15 protein-coding genes are annotated in these 18,694 nt (G+C 53.7%); 5 read left to right on the plus strand and 10 right to left on the minus strand.

Features of this window, described 5'->3' with window-relative positions; translation table 11 throughout:
• Positions 1-69 precede the first annotated feature (69 nt).
• Positions 70-1,305, plus strand: a complete 1,236-nt coding sequence (gene sbmA / locus RIN69_RS20425) for a peptide antibiotic transporter SbmA (RefSeq protein ID WP_313854178.1) — start codon at positions 70-72, stop codon at positions 1,303-1,305.
• Positions 1,306-1,317: 12 nt separating this feature from the next.
• Here sbmA and RIN69_RS20430 read toward each other — a convergent pair whose 3' ends face one another.
• Positions 1,318-2,961 (minus strand): dihydroxyacetone kinase subunit DhaK, encoded by a 1,644-nt coding sequence (locus RIN69_RS20430; RefSeq protein WP_313854179.1) that lies wholly within the window; start codon positions 2,959-2,961, stop codon positions 1,318-1,320.
• 151 nt (positions 2,962-3,112) lie between these two features.
• On the opposite strand from RIN69_RS20430, the gene leuA reads away from it, so the two are divergent.
• The gene (gene leuA, locus RIN69_RS20435; protein WP_313854180.1) at positions 3,113-4,795 is read left to right on the plus strand and encodes a 2-isopropylmalate synthase; all 1,683 of its coding nucleotides are present in this window, start codon (positions 3,113-3,115) and stop codon (positions 4,793-4,795) included.
• Here leuA and RIN69_RS20440 read toward each other — a convergent pair.
• The 6 genes from RIN69_RS20440 to gltP all read right to left on the minus strand — a co-directional run bounded on the left by RIN69_RS20440 (position 4,787) and on the right by gltP (position 12,128).
• Entirely contained in the window at positions 4,787-5,551 is a 765-nt protein-coding gene (locus RIN69_RS20440) for an AraC family transcriptional regulator (protein ID WP_313854181.1), read from the minus strand. The two genes, leuA and RIN69_RS20440, sit on opposite strands and share 9 nt — an antisense overlap.
• 123 nt (positions 5,552-5,674) lie before the next feature.
• Positions 5,675-6,322: a Qnr family pentapeptide repeat protein gene (locus RIN69_RS20445; RefSeq protein ID WP_313854182.1), complete on the minus strand. Its 648-nt coding sequence runs from the start codon at positions 6,320-6,322 to the stop codon at positions 5,675-5,677.
• Positions 6,323-6,496: 174 nt separating this feature from the next.
• A complete protein-coding gene (locus tag RIN69_RS20450; RefSeq protein WP_313854183.1) occupies positions 6,497-8,041 on the minus strand; it encodes a methyl-accepting chemotaxis protein in 1,545 nt (514 codons plus the stop codon).
• Positions 8,042-8,309: 268 nt separating this feature from the next.
• A complete protein-coding gene (murP, locus tag RIN69_RS20455; protein WP_313854184.1) occupies positions 8,310-9,749 on the minus strand; it encodes a PTS N-acetylmuramic acid transporter subunit IIBC in 1,440 nt (479 codons plus the stop codon).
• A gap of 2 nt (positions 9,750-9,751) precedes the next feature.
• The gene (gene murQ, locus RIN69_RS20460) at positions 9,752-10,660 is read right to left on the minus strand and encodes an N-acetylmuramic acid 6-phosphate etherase (RefSeq protein WP_313854185.1); all 909 of its coding nucleotides are present in this window, start codon (positions 10,658-10,660) and stop codon (positions 9,752-9,754) included.
• A 169-nt stretch (positions 10,661-10,829) separates the two neighbouring features.
• Positions 10,830-12,128, minus strand: coding sequence for a glutamate/aspartate:proton symporter GltP (gltP, locus tag RIN69_RS20465; RefSeq protein WP_313854186.1), 1,299 nt, complete (start codon positions 12,126-12,128; stop codon positions 10,830-10,832).
• A gap of 524 nt (positions 12,129-12,652) precedes the next feature.
• Between gltP and acs the strand changes: the two genes are divergently transcribed.
• The 3 genes from acs (at position 12,653) to RIN69_RS20480 (ending at position 16,750) form a co-directional block, all read left to right on the plus strand.
• Positions 12,653-14,608 carry an acetate--CoA ligase gene (gene acs, locus RIN69_RS20470; RefSeq protein ID WP_313854187.1) on the plus strand — a complete coding sequence of 652 codons (1,956 nt, stop codon included), beginning with the start codon at positions 12,653-12,655 and terminating at the stop codon, positions 14,606-14,608.
• A 172-nt stretch (positions 14,609-14,780) separates the two neighbouring features.
• The gene (locus tag RIN69_RS20475; protein ID WP_313854188.1) at positions 14,781-15,092 is read left to right on the plus strand and encodes a DUF485 domain-containing protein; all 312 of its coding nucleotides are present in this window, start codon (positions 14,781-14,783) and stop codon (positions 15,090-15,092) included.
• Positions 15,089-16,750: a cation acetate symporter gene (locus tag RIN69_RS20480; RefSeq protein WP_313854189.1), complete on the plus strand. Its 1,662-nt coding sequence runs from the start codon at positions 15,089-15,091 to the stop codon at positions 16,748-16,750. The genes RIN69_RS20475 and RIN69_RS20480 overlap by 4 nt, the downstream gene beginning before the upstream one ends.
• A gap of 59 nt (positions 16,751-16,809) precedes the next feature.
• Here the strand turns inward: RIN69_RS20480 and RIN69_RS20485 are convergent, their stop codons facing one another.
• The 3 genes from RIN69_RS20485 to RIN69_RS20495 all read right to left on the minus strand — a co-directional run bounded on the left by RIN69_RS20485 (position 16,810) and on the right by RIN69_RS20495 (position 18,594).
• On the minus strand, positions 16,810-17,319 hold the full coding sequence (locus tag RIN69_RS20485) for a YfaZ family outer membrane protein (RefSeq protein ID WP_390902555.1): 510 nt from the start codon (positions 17,317-17,319) through the stop codon (positions 16,810-16,812).
• Positions 17,320-17,477: 158 nt separating this feature from the next.
• Positions 17,478-18,176 carry an LrgB family protein gene (locus RIN69_RS20490; protein ID WP_313854192.1) on the minus strand — a complete coding sequence of 233 codons (699 nt, stop codon included), beginning with the start codon at positions 18,174-18,176 and terminating at the stop codon, positions 17,478-17,480.
• A complete protein-coding gene (locus RIN69_RS20495) occupies positions 18,169-18,594 on the minus strand; it encodes a CidA/LrgA family protein (RefSeq protein WP_313854193.1) in 426 nt (141 codons plus the stop codon). The genes RIN69_RS20490 and RIN69_RS20495 overlap by 8 nt, the downstream gene beginning before the upstream one ends.
• Positions 18,595-18,694 lie beyond the last annotated feature (100 nt).

The raw sequence follows: 18,694 nt of genomic DNA on the forward strand, positions 1-18,694 counted from the left end.
GACACAACCGACGACAGACTGACAACAATCAAAGCGCTATAACTGGCTGACAATAACCATGGAGTGCCTATGTTTAGCTCTTTCTTTCCCCGGCCAGCGCTGTTTTTCAGCAGCGCAGCGATATGGAGCCTGATGGCGATCCTGTGCTGGTTCGATGGCGGCGACCATCTGGTTTTTCAGCTACATCAGTTTGCTTCATACGCTGATAAACCCTTACCGGACAACGCCTGGCGCTTTGTGCAGCCTTCTCAGCTGTGGTTCTATCTTTACTACGCGGTAATCGTCGGATTGTTCGCAATGGTGTGGTTTATTTATCGGCCACATCGCTGGCAACGCTGGTCAGTGCTCGGCAGCGCACTGATTATTTTCGTTACCTGGTTTGATGTGCAGGTGGGCGTGGCCATCAACGCCTGGTATGGCCCATTTTACGACATGATTCAAAACGCGCTGGCACATCCCAATACCATAAAAATCATCATTTTCTACCAGCAGCTGGCTGCATTCCTCGGCATCGCACTGATAGCGGTAGTGATTGGCGTACTTAACGCGTTTTTTATCAGCCACTGGATTTTCCGCTGGCGCAGCGCGATGAATAATTACTATATGGCGCACTGGCAGCAGCTGCGCAACATTGAAGGCGCAGCGCAGCGGGTACAGGAAGACACCATGCGTTTTTCCAGCACGCTGGAAAGCTGGGGCATTAATCTGATCCGGGCGGTGATGACGCTGATAGCTTTTTTACCGGTGCTGGTGGCGCTGTCAAAGCATGTGGAAAGCGTGCCGATCCTCGGCAATATTCCGTATGCGCTGGTGATTGCCGCGCTGTTATGGTCGCTATTCGGCACCGGGTTGCTGGCAGCGGTAGGGATTAAATTGCCGGGGCTGGAGTTTCGTAATCAGCGGGTGGAAGCGGCCTATCGTAAAGAGTTGGTCTATGGCGAGGATAACGCGCAGCGTGCAGATCCGCTGACGGCAGGACAGCTGTTCCAGCGCGTACGCTTCAACTATTTTCGCCTCTATTTTCACTATCTCTATTTCAATATCACCCGCATTCTGTATCTGCAGGTAGATAACGTATTCGGGCTGTTTGTTTTGTTTCCATCGATTATCGCCGGCACCATTACGCTGGGCCTGCTGCAACAGATTACCAATGTATTTGATCAGGTCCGCGCCTCGTTTCAGTATCTGATCACTTCATGGTCCACGCTGGTGGAACTGATGTCAATTTACAAACGTCTGCGCAGTTTCGAGCAGGTGCTGAATGCGGATGAAACTCTCCTCCACACGCTGGAGGAGAGTGGTTAATAGCCGCGTCGCTTACTGCTGCTGCAGCGCGGCAAACACCTGCTCAACCGCATAGGCGCCGGGATCTTTCACCCCATTCAGGCTGTCCTGATTAAGGTACGAAGATCGCCCGGCTTTTGCCACCTTCATTTCGGCGGTGGCGTCCGCTCCGGCGCGTGCTGCACTGGCGGCCGCTGCCAGATCTTTGCCTGCCGCCAGCGCGTTAAATGCCGGTTCCAGCGCATCAACCATCGTGCGATCGCCTGGCTGCGCGCCGCCATAATGCTTCATGCGCTCCAGGCCATATTGCAGCGCCTGTGCCAGCGATTCGCCCTGCTCCAGTTTCTGCCCGGCAGAGGTAAACAGAATCGACATCAGCACCCCGCTGGAACCGCCCATGACTACCGCCAGCTCTTCACCCACCAGCGTCAGTAACTGCTCCGGATGGTTAAGCGGCAATTTTTTTGCCTGATATTGCTTGAGAATTTTACCCGCACCCGCCGCGAAGGTGGAGCCGGTATCGCCATCGCCTACTTTGGCGTCGAGTTTGTTCAGTTCGCCTTCCAGCCCTACCAGCGTTTCGCAGATGATCCGCACCACCTGCCCAACCTGGGGATTTTCCGACGGTGAATAGTCGAGTCGGGTGGTCGCTTTTTCACCCGGCTGCGGCGTCAGGGGCTGTACGGCCACCAGCGGATGCCAGCCAAACGCCTCAACCGGAGCCTGTAATGCGGCTTGTGTCTGTTGATCCAGCACTATTGTCGACAGTGAAAAACCTTTCATATCCAGTGCGCTGACCAACGTGGCCGGTCCCACCAGATGAGTAACCTGCTTGCCGAACGGTGATGTCAGCGTTTCACGCGCCAGCACCGCCATTTCCAGCGCGGAGAAGCCGCCAAGATTATTCAGCAGCAGCGCCACTTTTTTATCAGCGGGCAGCTTTTCCGCCAGCTTTTTCGTGACGATCGCGACTATTTCGCGACTGTTCTGCGTTTTTAGCGTCGATACGCCCGGTTCGCCATGTATCCCCATACCCAATTCGCTATTCCCGGCCCCCACCCGCTCATCGCGCGCTTCACCCGGAATATGACAGCTGGAAAACGCCAGCCCAATACTGTGCGTGGCCTCAATAGCCTGAGTTGCCAGACGCGTCACTTCCTGCAGTGATTGCCCCTGCTCGGCGGCATAACCAGCCACTTTATGCACCAGCGCAGTTCCGGCGATACCGCGCGGCTGCGGATTGTCGGGCAGTGAAATATCATCTTTCACCATCACCAGTTCGACCTGATAACCAAGCTTTTTCGCTTTCTCCGCTGCCAGGCCAAAATTCAGCCGGTCGCCGGTATAGTTTTTGACGATAAGCAGGCAACCCGCCTCGCCGGTAACATTAATAATCGCCGTCAGCACCGCATCGACGCTCGGTGAAGCGAAGATATCGCCACATACCGCTGCGGTCAGCATCCCTTTACCGACAAATCCGACGTGCGCCGGTTCGTGCCCTGAACCACCGCCGGAGATCAGCGCAACTTTGCTTTTATCCCAGTCATTACGCACCACAACGCGAATATCGGCATCCACTTCCAGCTTACTCAGATTGTGATACGGCGTGCTGTACAGTGCCCCGTCAATCGCTTCATTAACCAAATGGTTTTTGTCATTCATAAAAAACTGATTCATCGAAATCCTCCCATGATGTTGTATCAGCGCAATCCTTAACTGTAGTTGAAATCGTCCTGTCAGTTATGCGCTAGTGATTGTCAGTTATCGGTGAGATTGTCGGGTCGGTTTTCATTAACAATAAGGAAAACGCCACGAACAGGAAAAATTCATGTTGATGCAACCCGCTGGAAAATATCTGCCGTTCCCCCCGGTAAAACTGGACGCGCGCCAGTGGCCCTCAAATACTCTGACCCGCGCACCGCGCTGGCTATCAACCGATTTACGCGACGGCAACCAGGCGCTGGCTGAACCGATGGACAGCAGTCGTAAACTGCTGTTCTGGGATCTGCTGTTGCAGTGCGGATTTAAAGAGATTGAAGTGGCTTTCCCTTCCGCTTCGCAAACCGATTTCAAATTTGTCCGGCAGTTAATTGAAGAGCAGCGCATTCCTGAGGATGTGTCGATTCAGGTACTGACTCAGGCACGAAGCGATTTAATTGAACGCACTTTTGCTGCGCTGCAAGGGGCAAAAAACGCCACTCTGCACCTGTATAACGCTACCGCACCGGTTTTCCGCCGTCTGGTGTTCCGTCAGAGTAAAGCAGAGATTATCCAGCTGGCGGTCAGCGCGGCGAAGCAGATTCGCCAACAGTGCGAAGATCAACCGGATACGCACTGGACCTTTGAATACTCACCGGAAACCTTCTGTTTTACCGAGCTGGATTTCGCCCTCGAAATCTGTGAAGCGGTGGCCGAAATCTGGCAACCGTGCGCCGGGCGTCCGATGATTATCAACCTGCCAGCGACTGTCGAAGTCAGTACGCCGAACGTCTATGCCGATCAGATTGAATATTTTTGCCGCCACTTCACGCGGCGCGCTGAGGTTTGCATCAGCGTTCATCCACATAATGACCGCGGTACCGGCATTGCCTGTGCCGAACTGGCGATGCTGGCCGGAGCCGACCGGGTAGAAGGCTGCCTGTTTGGTAACGGCGAGCGCACCGGTAACGTCGATCTGGTGACGCTGGCGCTGAATCTGTATACCCAGGGTGTACCGCCAGGCCTTGATTTCAGCCAGATGAAACAGGTGGTGGATGTGGTTGAACAGTGTAACCAGCTGCCCGTTCATCCGCGCCATCCGTATGCCGGAGAGCTGGTATTTACCGCCTTTTCCGGCTCGCACCAGGATGCCATCAAGAAAGGCTTTGCGGCGCGCCAGCAACAGTCAGAGACGCGCTGGGAAGTGCCTTATCTGCCGCTCGACCCGGCCGATATCGGTTGCAGCTATGAGGCGGTGATTCGCGTCAACAGCCAGTCCGGTAAAAGTGGTGCCGCATGGATGATTGAGCAGAATCACGGATTGACGTTACCGCGCGCATTACAGCAAGACTTCAGTAGCCGGGTGCAGCAGCAAACCGACGGACACGGTAAAGAGATGACGCAGGCCAGTATCTGGCAGCTGTTCCGTCAGGCTTATGGTCTGCGCGATCCAATGCCGGTGGTGCTGGGTGATTACAGCAGCCAGAGCCAGGCTAACGGCCAGCTCGATTTCCGCGCCGATCTGCGGATGAATGGCAAACGCAAAACGCTGCGTGGTCGTGGTAATGGCCTGTTGTCAGGGGCGGTGGATGCACTGCGCCAGGCGTTTGATTTGGATCTGTCGATTCAGGATTATCACGAGCATACTCTCGGTCAGCGCAGCGACAGCCGCTCGGTAGCCTATATTCGCTGTACCTTTGGTGACAATCAGTCCGCTTGGGGTGTCGGAATTGACAGCGATGTTTCCCGCGCCTCGCTGCAGGCCCTGCTAAATGCGCTGTCGAACCATTTGCAGGCAAACGGTTTACTTTAGGGGAAAGTAGTCGCTCGGCGCGACGCCAAGAATACGGCGAAACATCGCGCTGAATGCACTGTGGCTCTCGTAGCCGAGATCGAGGGAAACGCGCAGCACTGATTCACCCTGCGCCAGACGCGTCAGGGCCGCCATCAGCCTGGCGCGCCGTACCCAGTCGCTGAACTGTAAGCCGGTCTCGCGTTTGAAATGGCGCGACAGGGTGCGGCTGCTGATGCTTAACCTTTCAGCCGCCAGCTCCAGCGCCCAGTTCTCACCGGGTCGCATCCGTACCTGGTGACAAAGCTGCGTTAAGTTGGTGCTGGTCGGTTCCGGTAAATGAAAAGGTAACTCTGGCATTACCCGAATCTCATCCAGAATCAGCTCATAGATGCGTTCATCGCGGCTGCCGGGCTGATAATCCTCCGACAGCGTCAGCGCACTGATAATCAGCTCGCGCAGCAGCGGTGAAATCTGAACCACCTGACAACTGGCAGGTAAATCGGCACGCGCCAGCGGATCGATAAACAGCGCGCGCGCCGCGACCTGACCCGTAATGTGCAACGCATGCTCTATGCCAGCCGGCACCCATACACCCCGGCTTGGCGGCACTATCCAGTAGCCCTGTGCCGTTTCGACCCGTACCACGCCGCTCAGGGTGTGAATCAGCTGCGCGCAGTTGTGCTGATGTTTAGGCTCAACCGCACCATGCAGGTAATCATGTGCATAAGGCACCAGGGGCCGGGTGGTAAAGGTAAAATTTGCCGTGGCACTCATGGCTGCGATTCCAGAAACAATGTTGATTAACAATAGCATAAATGCAACTGACGGCCGCTTTTGCTGTATGTCAGCTGCCAGAGCACCCAGCAATGAAATAGTGTCACACTGTGTATTGCTGTGTTACGACACCACCAGAATGCCCAGCCGTTCCATCAGGGCTGCTGCCTGATTGCTGTCGAGTTTAACGCCCTCGAGATCGACGTAACGCACATCAAGCTCGCCCAGCGAGGAGCGGGTCAAATCGCAATGCGTGATATCGAGCGTGCGCCAGTCAAAAGCGGAAAACTCACCGCCGGAGAGGTCGGAACCGCTGAATTTTGCCCCCATCACCTGAGTGCCCAGCCAACGGTTTTCCCACAGCTCGCATTTTTCCAGCACCACATTGGCGAAATTGGCATAGCTGAGATTGCTTTTAGTGATATATGCGCTGCAAAACCACACTTTTGGCGTAATGAAATTCATAAAGCTGGCACCGCGGAAATCGGCACCTTGCAGCATTGAATCTCTGATCTCGATTCCGAGCAGATTGGCGTGGCTGAAGTTGCTCATCGACAGATCGCAACTGTGGAAGCCGGCATCTTTTAACGTTGCACGACTGAAATTACAGCCCAACTGGCTGTCACGATGATAAAACTGTACGTCAATAAACTGCGTATCGGTTAAATCGGCCGCTGAAAAATCGCAGTTAATAAAGCTCGCGTGTTCGATCTTCTCGCCGGTGAAGCGATCGGCGGCGATCTTCTGATCGCGCAGGATTAACTTTGCCATCGTGATACCTGTCGTTTTAATAAACTTGTCGCGTTAAGGTGGATGAGCGCATCAACGGTTCAGTTCTTTCCAGCAACTGACCAAAGATGCAGCCAACATGAGCGGATAGTACCTTATCGTCGATACATTGGCCTAAATCTATCAGGGCGACAAGCGTGCCGCCCAATTGCGAAATTAGCGAAACACGCTAATCGCTTCCACCAGCCGGGTCGCCTGCCGTGCCATACGGTCGGAAGCTTCGGCACCTTCCTGCACGCGCGCCGCATTCTGATGCGTAATATTATCCAGATCCTCTACCGCCAGGCTGACCTCAGACAGCGCGGTGGCCTGCTCTGCCGTCGCCGAGCTGATTTGCGCAATCAGTGAGGTCACGTTTTGCACCTGAGAAACAATATCTTCCATCGTCTTACCGGCATCGTTGACATGCTCAGTGCCGGTTTTCACCCGCGAGGCGCTGGTTTCCACCAGGTTTTTAATCTCGCTGGCGGCGGTAGCGCTGCGCTGCGCCAGACTACGCACTTCGCCAGCAACCACCGCAAAACCTTTACCCTGCTCGCCAGCACGCGCGGCCTCAACCGCGGCATTCAGCGCCAGGATATTGGTTTGAAAGGCAATGCCGTCAATCACGCTGGTAATATTGGCGATTTTTCGCGAACTGTCGGCAATTTCCGCCATCATCGTGACCATATTGCCCATCGCATCGCCGCCCTTCACCGCCGCTTTACTGGTCGAAATCGACAAACTATTCACCTCTGCGGCACTCTCAGTATTGCTTTTTACCGTGGCAGTCATCTGGTTCATGGTAGCCGCAGTTTGTTGCACATTGGCCGCCGCCTGCTCGGTGCGCCGGCTCAGTTCATTATTACCCTGAGCAACCGCGTCGCTGGCGCTCAGCACATTTATTGCCTGACCACTGACGTCATCCACTAACCAGCGGAACATCAGTCCCAGCTGACCAATGGCGCGCAGCGTGATACCCACTTCATCGACCCGATCGATCTGCTCAACTTTATGGCTGGTGCCGGTCGCCACGCTTAGCGCCTGCTGACAAACCCGCTCAATTGGCCGCGATACCTGATGCTCCAGCCAGCTACCCGCCAGCAGCAGCATCAGCGCCATTAACGCGGTGTATGCCAGTAACCCTCCGGCTGCCATCCCCAGTAGCCAGACGCCCAGTGCGCTGCACGGCAATAGCGCCAACAGAGTGGACCGGATGCGCCAGCGCAGCGGTAACGTTTTGAATATTGAGCGCCAGCGCATGATACCGGTGCGCACAATCAGCCCCTTGTGGAAACGACGACCTTTGCTGCCTCCCTCACGAAACTGACGATAAAGTTGTTCGGTTTCCCGCACCTCTTCCGCCGACGGCTTGGTGCGCACTGACATATAGCCCTGCACGCGACCATTGCGCACCACCGGAATGGCATTGGCGCGCACCCAGTAATGGTCGCCATTTTTACGGCGGTTTTTGACCAGAGCGGTCCATGGCTCTCCCTGTTTCAGCGTCGACCACATATCGGCAAATGCTTCCGGCGGCATATCAGGATGGCGCACCATATTGTGCGGCTGACCGTTAATCTCTTCCGGGGTAAAACCACTGACCTCAATAAACGCATCATTGGCGTAAGTGATATAGCTGTTGAGATCGGTGGTCGACATCAGAGTCGCATCGTTATCAAACACATACTCTTGCTGCGTTACAGGCTGGTTATTGCGCATCGATCGGGTCCTTAAGGGAATGAACATCGCTTACAGGGCAGGATGGTTTACTTTTTTTTATATTTTCGGCTGCGCGGGAGGATAACTTTAGCCATAAGAGAAATATTTGTAATCAGCGGAAGCATTATTAATGAAGGAGTAAAGGCAAAGTGCAGTAACAGAGATAACCACGTGGTAAGCAGAGTTAGTTAAGGTGTGATTTAGAGTAAATCAAATGGATGTTTTCGCCGGGTTAACCCGTCCGGAGACGGGCTACGCCAGAAATGGATTAACTGAGATCGACATTTTTACAGCCAAACAGCCAGGTTGCGGCAAAACCGGCAATCCAGGCAATCGCCATCCCTGCGGCATACACCGCCATGCCCGCGAAGATACCCTGTGCGGAGGTCATTAACGGCAGAGAAACCAGCCCTGAAGGGCCAAAAACAGTGTTTAATCCGACCGGTAATCCCAGCCAGGCGACCAGGCCGATAAAGAATCCTCCGACGGCTCCGCCGATACAGGCAGTAATAAACGGTTTGACACGCGGCAAGGTCACCCCATAGATCAGCGGCTCCCCGACGCCAAGAAACCCCGGAATAATTGCCCCTTTAACCTGCGCGCGCAGTAACGAACCCTGCTGCGAACGGAAGTACAGCGCCAGCGCCGCGCCTACCTGCCCGGCGCCGGCCATGGCCAGAATCGGAAAGAGTGAATTGAAACCCTGCGCATCCATCAGCGCAAAATAGACCGGAATAAAGCCCTGATGAATACCGAACATCACCGCCAGCAGGAATAATCCGGCTAATATCGCGCAGCCAAACGGATTGCCATTCAGGTGGATAAACAGCCACGACATGGCTTTAAACAGCTCGCCGCCGATGGGCATAATCACCACAAAGGTCAGTGCGCCAGTGATCAGCAGCGTCAGCATTGAGGTCAGGATCATATCGAGGTTGTCCGGCATCCACTTGCGGATTTGCCGCTCAATCCACGCACCGGCTATCGCCGCCATTAATACGCCAATAATGCTGCCACGCGGATCAATCACCATGCCGAAAAAGTTGTCGATACCTGAGTAGTACCCTACCGTGGCATCCGGCTGATAACCGAGTAAAAACAGCGAGGCGATAATCGCGCCATTGACGCCTGACCCGCCAAAGGCTTTCTGCGCGTTATAACCGATCAGAATACTCAGAAAGGTAAACAGCCCCTTGCTGAATATTTTCATATAGCCCACCGCCTGCACCAGCAGCGCATTATGCTCACCCGCGCTGTTAAGCTGGAAAATCTGCTCCAGTAAAGTGGCGATGCCGAGCAGCATACCTGCGGCGATAAATCCGGGAATTAACGGGGTAAAGATGGTGGCGAATTTTGCCAGAAACTGATGGACGCCGCTGTTTTGTCTGGCTTTCTGCTGCTGCTTATTCTCAGCAGCCAGCGCCTGTAAATCCGGCGCGGCGGGTTGATCGCCGCTTGCCAGTAGCAGGTTCATCATCTCCGCTGCGGTTTGCGCTTTTCCCGGCCCGAGAATCACCTGTAGCTGATCGTCACTGTTCACCACACCCAGTACCCCAGCCAGGGATTTCAACTCTGCCTGCTGCACTAACGTCTGATCATGCAGCGTCAGGCGCAGCCGCGTCATACAGTTGCCGCACACTGCCACATTCTGTGCGCCACCGATCGCCTGTAAAATGGCCTCAATCAACGTACGGGTGATTTTCGCCATGGTCAGGCTCCTTGCTGACGCAGAGCCTGACGAATAAAGCCATGATTCTGCCGTAGCAATGCCTGCGCCTCTTCGGCGGAAAGCTGCGCCAGCACCATCAGAATCGCTGTTTTACACTGGCCACCGCAGGCGCTGAGCGCGCTCTGTGCTTCGGCCTCACTACAGCCGGTGGCCTGTAACACGATATTCACCTGACGCTGAATCAGCTTCTTATTGGTGGCTTCCACATCGACCATCAGGTTGCCATATACCTTGCCGCTGCGGATCATCGCGCCGGTGGTCAGCATATTCAGTACCAGCTTTTGCGCGGTGCCGGCCTTCATCCGCGAGGAGCCGGTAATCACTTCCGGGCCGACCACGGGCGTCAGCGCGATATCGGCAATGCGGGCGATTTCACTGTCGGGATTGCAGGTCAGTGCAGCAGTGGTTGCGCCAAGTTGGCGAGCATACTCGAGGGCCGCCACGACATAGGGCGTGCGGCCGCTGGCGGCGATACCCACCAACACATCTTTGGCGCTAAAATTGATCGCCTTCAGATCGTCCACTCCCATTTCACGATTATCTTCCGCGTTTTCTACCGCCTGCAAAATCGCTTTATGGCCACCGGCAATCAGCGCCACCACTTGTTCACGCGGAGTCCCGTAGGTTGGCGGGCACTCACTTGCATCCAGAATACCCAAACGTCCGGAAGTACCGGCACCGGAATAAATCAGCCGGCCACCCTGCTGAAATGCCGCTGCTATCGCATCAACCGCACGGGCAATTTCCGGCACGATAGCCTCTACTGCCAGCGCGACTTTCTGATCCTCCTGATTGATCACCCGCAGCATCGCTTCGGTAGACAATTCGTCAATGTTTTCGCTGGCCGGATTGCGACCTTCAGTAATCATTGCATTCAGATCAATTTTCATAAATATTCCCGGATGACTGGCTTTGAAGGAATAATTTATTCCTGCATTTTGGCTATTACAAGAATTACAAATTTCAGCGGCAGAGTTTGATGGGATTTTGAGAGATAACGCAGGGAATTGGCGGAAATTAAAATAAAAAAAACCCGTCCGGAGGACGGGTTTTCGCTAACTAAGCGTTCTGGGTTCGGAGCGAAAGCTCGTACTGTTCCGCCTGCTTAGTGTCAAACTGATCTTCCCATTTGGCAATAACCAGCACCGCCAGCGCATTACCCACCACGTTCAGCGCGGTACGCGCCATATCCATGATGCGGTCAACACCGGCAATAAACGCCAACCCTTCCAGTGGAATACCCACACTGCCCAGCGTTGCCAGCAGTACCACAAAAGAGACGCCCGGCACGCCAGCGATACCTTTTGAGGTCACCATCAGCGTCAGCACCAGGATAATTTCCTGACCGATTGACAGCTCAATACCATACAGCTGAGCGATAAAGATCGCCGCGATACTCTGATACAGCGTGGAGCCATCGAGGTTAAACGAGTAACCGGTTGGCACCACAAAGCTGGTAATCGCCTTGGGTGCGCCATAGGCCTCCATCTTCTCCATAATCCGCGGCAGCACCGTTTCCGAGCTGGAGGTAGAATAAGAGAGAATCAGCTCATCCTTCAGGATACGCATCAGCATAGTGATACGCAGCTTACAGATGCGCGCCACCGTGCCCAACACCACAAAGGCAAAGAACAGAATCGCGGCGTATACCAGGATCACCAGCTTAGCCAGCGGCCATAGTGAGGCGAAACCAAAGTTAGCGATGGTCACCGAGATCAGCGCAAAAACACCGATAGGTGCGTAACGCATAATCATATGTGTAACTTTAAACATCGCTTCTGAGGTTGAACGGAATACTTTCAACAGCGGATCGCGATGTTCTGCTGGCAGAGACGACAGCCCCAGACCAAACAGTACCGAGAAGAAGATGATCGGCAGCATGTCACCTTTTGCGATTGCGGCGAAGATATTCGTCGGAATCAGCGACATGATGGTAATCACCAGGCTGTGCGCACCACTCTGCACCTGCTCGGTGGTCGCTTCGTATTTAGAGATGTCCACCGTTGCCAGCGTCGACATATCAATGCCGCTACCAGGTTGGAACACATTGGCCAGGGTAATGCCTACCACGATGGCAATGGTGGTAATCACTTCGAAGTAAATAATAGTTTTAACGCCAATACGACCCAGTTTTTTCGCATCGCCCACGCCGGCAATACCGACGATTAGCGTGGAAATCACTATCGGCACGACGATCATTTTGATCAGATGGATAAAGATATCGCCAGCCGGGCTGAGAAAGTTAGTGACTAACCATTCACGCTGTTCCGTCTGGTTATGCAGTATCGCTCCGACGATGATCCCCAATACCAGTGCAATCAAAATTTGCCAGGCAAGGCTGATTTTTACACCTTTCATAACGCTTAATTTCCTTAACAAAACCCCACTTCCACGTGCAGCGTGCGGAAGTTTTACACTCTTGGGAGGCGGACAATAGTCCGATAGAATCGAGGGTTATTGATGGTTGACGCCTGAATAACAGGCGCGTAATCAGTACCATTTTCATTGGCATAAAAGCAACCCTTAGCGACTTTGTGCAAAACTCACCCTGCCTGACAGGATTAAATGCTGATAAGTTATCGAAAACCTAACTCTCTGTAATAAAAAGTAATATTTAATGCCTTTTCGGCATATATATGCAAATTTGTTTAAAGAGTAATCAGTGCCGTTTGCTGTTTTTTTGAGCAGTTCAATTGGAGCTTTCTTGCACTTAACCTCAGAAGATCCTCACCTTTCGCACGTAGCAAGCACGTAATAATCATGGAATTTTCATAATTTTTACTATTCACGTGATCTGTCGCGCAAAAAAGAAACAAAGCGGCCTCCCCATCTTTAATTAACTTTTGGTTGACATAGTATTAACAACTTCAAGGAGACCAGCCATGAGCCAAATACACAAACATCCCGTTCCCGCGAACATTGCGGAAAATACCCTGATCAATGCAGAACAGTACCAGTCGATGTATCAGCAGTCGGTACAAGATCCCGAGGCTTTTTGGGGAGAACAAGGCAAAATACTTGACTGGATTAAACCTTACACCCGCGTGAAGAACACCTCTTTCGCACCGGGCAACGTGAGTATTCGCTGGTTTGAAGATGGCACGCTTAACCTCGCAGCGAACTGCCTGGACCGCCATCTGCACGAACGTGGTGACCACCCGGCAATTATCTGGGAAGGCGATGATGCCAGCGAGAGTAAAACTCTGACCTATCGCGAGTTGCATCGCGAAGTGTGCCGCTTTGCCAATTCATTAAAAGAGCTGGGCATTAACAAAGGCGACGTGGTAGCTATCTATATGCCGATGGTGCCGGAAGCGGCGGTGGCGATGCTGGCGTGTGCGCGCATCGGTGCCGTCCACTCCGTTATCTTCGGTGGCTTCTCGCCGGAGGCCGTTGCCGGACGTATTATCGACTCCAGCGCGCGACTGGTGGTGACTGCCGATGAAGGTATTCGTGCCGGACGTACGATTCCACTGAAAAAAAATGTCGATGACGCGCTGAAAAATCCTGGCGTTAAAACCGTCAGTAATGTGGTGGTGTTCAGACGCACCGGCAAAGATATCGAGTGGCACAATGGGCGCGATCTTTGGTGGCATGAGCTGATGAACAGCGCCTGCTCGCATCATCAGCCTGAAGAAGTGAACGCGGAAGACCCGCTGTTTATTCTCTATACCTCAGGTTCGACCGGCAAACCGAAAGGGGTACTGCACTCCACCGCCGGTTATCTGGTGTATGCCGCGACCACCTTCAAATATGTGTTTGATTATCACCCGGAAGATATCTACTGGTGTACCGCCGATGTCGGCTGGATCACCGGCCACAGCTATCTGCTGTACGGCCCGCTGGCCTGCGGTGCCACCACGCTGATGTTTGAAGGGGTGCCAAACTGGCCGCAGCCGAGCCGCATGGCAGAAGTCGTTGATAAACATAACGTTACCATACTGTATACCGCACCTACCGCCATCCGTGCGCTGATGGCCGAAGGGGATCGGGCGATTGCAGGTACTCACCGTTCCTCGCTGCGCATTATGGGCTCGGTCGGCGAACCGATTAATCCGGAAGCCTGGGAGTGGTACTACCAAAAAATTGGCGACAGCCGCTGTCCGATCGTCGACACCTGGTGGCAAACCGAAACCGGTGGTTTCATGATTACCCCGCTGCCGGGCGCTATCGAGCTGAAAGCCGGCTCGGCCACTAAGCCGTTCTTTGGCGTGCAGCCTGCATTAGTCGATAACGAAGGTAATCCTCAGGAAGGTGCCAGCGAAGGTAACCTGGTGATTGTCGACTCCTGGCCCGGCCAGGCACGCACGTTGTTCGGCGATCATGAACGCTTTGAGCAAACCTACTTCTCCACGTTTAAAAATATGTATTTCAGCGGCGACGGTGCGCGTCGTGACGAAGAGGGTTACTACTGGATCACCGGGCGCGTCGATGACGTGCTGAATGTTTCCGGTCACCGTCTGGGTACTGCCGAAATCGAATCGGCGCTGGTTTCTCATCCCAAGATTGCCGAAGCGGCAGTGGTCGGTATTCCGCACAGCATCAAAGGCCAGGCAATTTATGCCTATATCACGCTGAACCACGGTGAAGACCCAACGCCAGAGCTGTACAGCGAAGTGCGCAGCTGGGTGCGTAAAGAGATTGGCCCCATCGCCACTCCCGATGTGCTGCACTGGACCGATTCGCTGCCAAAAACCCGCTCTGGCAAAATTATGCGTCGCATCCTGCGCAAAATTGCTGCCGGTGACACCAGTAACTTTGGTGATACCTCAACCCTCGCCGATCCTGGAGTGGTTGAGAAGTTAGTTGAAGAAAAACAAACCATTAAGATGCCGTAAGCTGTAGTCGGGGCAGGACGCCCCGGCCTGAAAAATAATGATAAAAACACCTCAATACCACGGGCGTTATTGTCACAGGCAGTCTGAGTCCGGATAGCGCGCCGCCAGCAGAGGGTGCGCACCGCCCGCACTCAATGTGGCAGCCCGCGCCTCTTACTCTGGAGATGCTGTGATGAATGACGTCATTTATCAACGGATAGAAAACAGTGCGCGTTTCAAAGAGCTGGTGCACAAACGCCAGGCCTTCGCCCTGACACTTTCCCTGATTATGCTGGTGCTCTACGTCGGTTTTATTCTGTTAATTGCCTTTGCTCCCGGCTGGCTTGGTACACCGCTGTATGCAGGAACCAATGTTACGCGGGGAATTCCTCTGGGCGTCGGCCTGATCGTTATTTCATTTGTGCTCACCGCCATTTATGTCTGGCGCGCCAATGGCGAATTTGATCGCCTGACTCAACAGATTCTCAGTGAGGTAAAAGGATGAAAGCGCGTTATGCAGCTTTAGCAGCACTGACGCTGCTGCCACTCGCGGCACTCGCCGCCGACGCCCTGACCGGAGAAGTTCAACAACAGTCGACCAACTATGAAGCGATTATCATGTTTCTGGTGTTTGTCGCCGCAACCTTAGGGATTACTTACTGGGCCTCGAAACGCACCCGTTCACGCAGCGACTATTACACCGCCGGCGGCAATATTACCGGCTTTCAGAATGGTCTGGCGATGGCCGGTGACTTTATGTCTGCCGCTTCTTTTCTCGGCATTTCTGCTCTGGTTTATACCTCCGGCTACGATGGGCTGATCTATTCACTGGGTTTCCTCGTTGGCTGGCCAATTATTCTGTTTTTAATTGCTGAAAGGCTGCGCAATCTCGGCCGCTATACGTTTGCCGATGTTGCCTCCTATCGTCTGAGACAGACACCGATTCGCATCCTGTCGGCCTGTGGTTCACTGGTGGTGGTTGCACTTTATCTGATCGCTCAGATGGTCGGTGCCGGTAAACTCATTCAGCTGCTGTTTGGCCTCGACTATCACATCGCTGTCGTGCTGGTTGGTATTCTGATGGTGCTGTATGTACTGTTTGGCGGCATGCTGGCAACGACCTGGGTGCAAATCATTAAAGCGGTACTGCTGCTGTTCGGTGCCAGCTTTATGGCCATTATGGTGATGAAAACCGTCGGCTTTAGCTTTAACACACTGTTTACCGAAGCAATGGCGGTGCACCCTAAAGGCCAGGAAATTATGCGGCCGGGCGGGCTGGTGCACGATCCAATCTCGGCGTTGTCACTTGGCCTTGGTCTGATGTTCGGTACCGGCGGTTTACCGCATATCCTGATGCGCTTCTTTACCGTCAGCGATGCCCGTGAAGCGCGTAAAAGCGTGCTGTACGCCACTGGCTTTATGGGCTATTTCTACTTCCTGACCTTTATTATCGGCTTTGGCGCGATTCTGTTGGTCGGCGCTAATCCGGACTTTAAAGATGCTTCTGGTGTGCTGATTGGCGGTAATAATATGGCCGCGGTGCATCTGGCCGATGCGGTCGGCGGCAGTCTGTTCCTTGGCTTTATCTCAGCGGTTGCCTTCGCCACCATTCTGGCGGTGGTTGCTGGCCTGACGCTGGCTGGTGCTTCTGCGGTCTCTCATGACCTGTATGCCAGCGTGTTCCGTAAAGGACAGGCTTCGGAACGTCAGGAGCTGAGAGTTTCTAAAATTACCGTCCTGGTTCTGGGGATTGTCGCCATTCTGCTGGGCATTATGTTCGAAAAGCAGAACATCGCCTTTATGGTCGGTCTGGCGTTCTCCATTGCAGCCAGCTGTAATTTCCCGATTATTTTGCTGTCGATGTACTGGTCTAAGCTGACCACGCGCGGCGCGATGATTGGTGGCTGGGCAGGATTGCTGACGGCGGTCATTCTGATGATTCTCGGCCCAACCATTTGGGTCCAGGTGCTGGGCAACGCAAAACCGATTTATCCCTATGAATACCCGGCGCTGTTCTCCATGCTGGCGGCATTTATCGGATGCTGGTTGTTCTCGGTAACCGATAAGTCAGCAGAGGGTGCGCAGGAGCGCCTGCGTTTCCGCGATCAGTTTGTTCGTTCACAGACCGGTGTTGGCATTGAGCAGAGCAGCAAGTCACATTAAGTAATAAAAAAGGCCGGGCAATATGCCCGGCCTTAAATCTGTTAATCACATCCGAGTGATTAGAAACGCAGGGAAGCACCCATATACGGGCCATTTGCCAACACATTGTCTTTACGACCATTTTTGCCGTCCATCGCCAGGTATTTATAACCTACGCGCACATCCAGCAGAGTGATTGGGCTAAAGCTGACGCCAGCGGAAGCTTCCTGATAGCGATCGATACGGCTGGAGAAGGACTCTGGTGAGTAATAGTATTCGCCATATACGCCCAGTATATTGGTTACCGGCACCTGCACGCCACCACCGACCGCCACTGAATAACCGTCTTTGGTATCTTTCGGGCTGATATACATCGCCTTCACGCCAGGTGACAGAAATATCGAGCCAATTCCGATGTTATAACCAAGGCCAAGTCCGGATACATTACCGTCATGATCACTGCGCAACCAGTTACCAGACAGGCTCAGGCCTGGCGTGGTGGTTCCCAGTCCAACACTCATGTTAGTGAAGCGCTCACCAACCTGAACAGAGCCCTCAATAGCCTGTGCTGAGCCGGCTAACATCAACATTGCAACGCCACTGCCTAAAATAATTTTTTTCACGACCAGACTCCATTTTCAACTGGCTTACTTTCAGATTATGGATGGTAAACGAAAAAAAAACGCTTTAACAAGCAGATATACACTACTTTTAAAGTATTAAAGGTAAGCGACTACTTACTAACACGTTACAGTGTTGCCCACATCAAATGACCAATTGCCGGTGCGATAATCACCGTCACCACCCCTGAAAGCATCATCACCAGACTGGAAACCACGCCTTCCTGCTGCCCCAGTTCATAGGCTTTTGCTGTTCCGGCACCGTGTGATGCAGCCCCTAAACCTGCGCCTTTCGCCAGCCCCTGCTTCACGGACAGGCGTAAAAACAGGATGTCTCCAATCGCCATCCCAAATACGCCGGTGATCACCACAAACAGCGCCACCAGGTCAGGCTGGCCACCCAGCTGTTTCGCTGCTGCCAGTGCAAAAGGCGTGGTAATGGAGCGCACCGCCAGACTGCGCTGGATCTCTTCTGGCAGCATCAGCAAACGCGCCAGCCATACCGAACTGAACACCGCAACAGTAGTAGCGGTAATCACGCCGGCAGTCAGCGACATCCAGTGACGGCGGATAATCGCCATATTTTCGTAAACCGGCACGGCAAATGCCAGCGTTGCCGGGCCCAACAGCCACAGCAACCAGCGGCTCTCGCCGATATAATTCTGCCACGAGATATGCGTAATAATCAGCAGTGTCACCAGCAGCATCGGCGTCATCACCAGCGGCATCAGCAGCAGTTTGTGCCAGCGCCGGTACAGGCGTTTGTTGAGGAAATAGATCAACAGCGTCGCGATCAGGCAAATCATACTGAGAATAAAATCATTCATGACGTGCCTGCCTACGCTGTGCCAGCCAGATTTCGAAGCGGTAAACGCGGTCGACCACCAGCGCGGTGGCAGCCAGCACCAGCGTGGTGCTGATGGCAATCACCAGAAAGATGCGCCAGCCTTCGACGCGCAGCAACTGTGAGTAATTAACCACCGCCACGACCGCAGGCACAAAGAACAACAACATTTCCGCCAGCAGCCAGGTTGCACCGGCTTTTACCCAGTTCAGCGGCAGCACCCGCAGCATAATCAGCGCCAACAGCAGCAGCATGCCGACGATATTGGCCGGTAACGGCAGATGCAGCCACTCTACCAGCCGTTCTGAGGCGATAAACATCCCGGCATAAAGCGCCACCTGCAGCGGCACCTGTAAACGTTGCAGCCGCCCCGCCGTGTGCGGGTGTAGTGCCAACGCCATGATTCTTTCCCCTTCAGGTAGTTAATGCAGTCAGTATAAATCTCTGACAAAGGGTGAAAGAAATGAATTAAAATTATCGAAACTATGCACAAAAGGAATA

This window comes from Winslowiella toletana (assembly GCF_032164335.1).
Classification (GTDB): domain Bacteria; phylum Pseudomonadota; class Gammaproteobacteria; order Enterobacterales; family Enterobacteriaceae; genus Erwinia; species Erwinia toletana_A.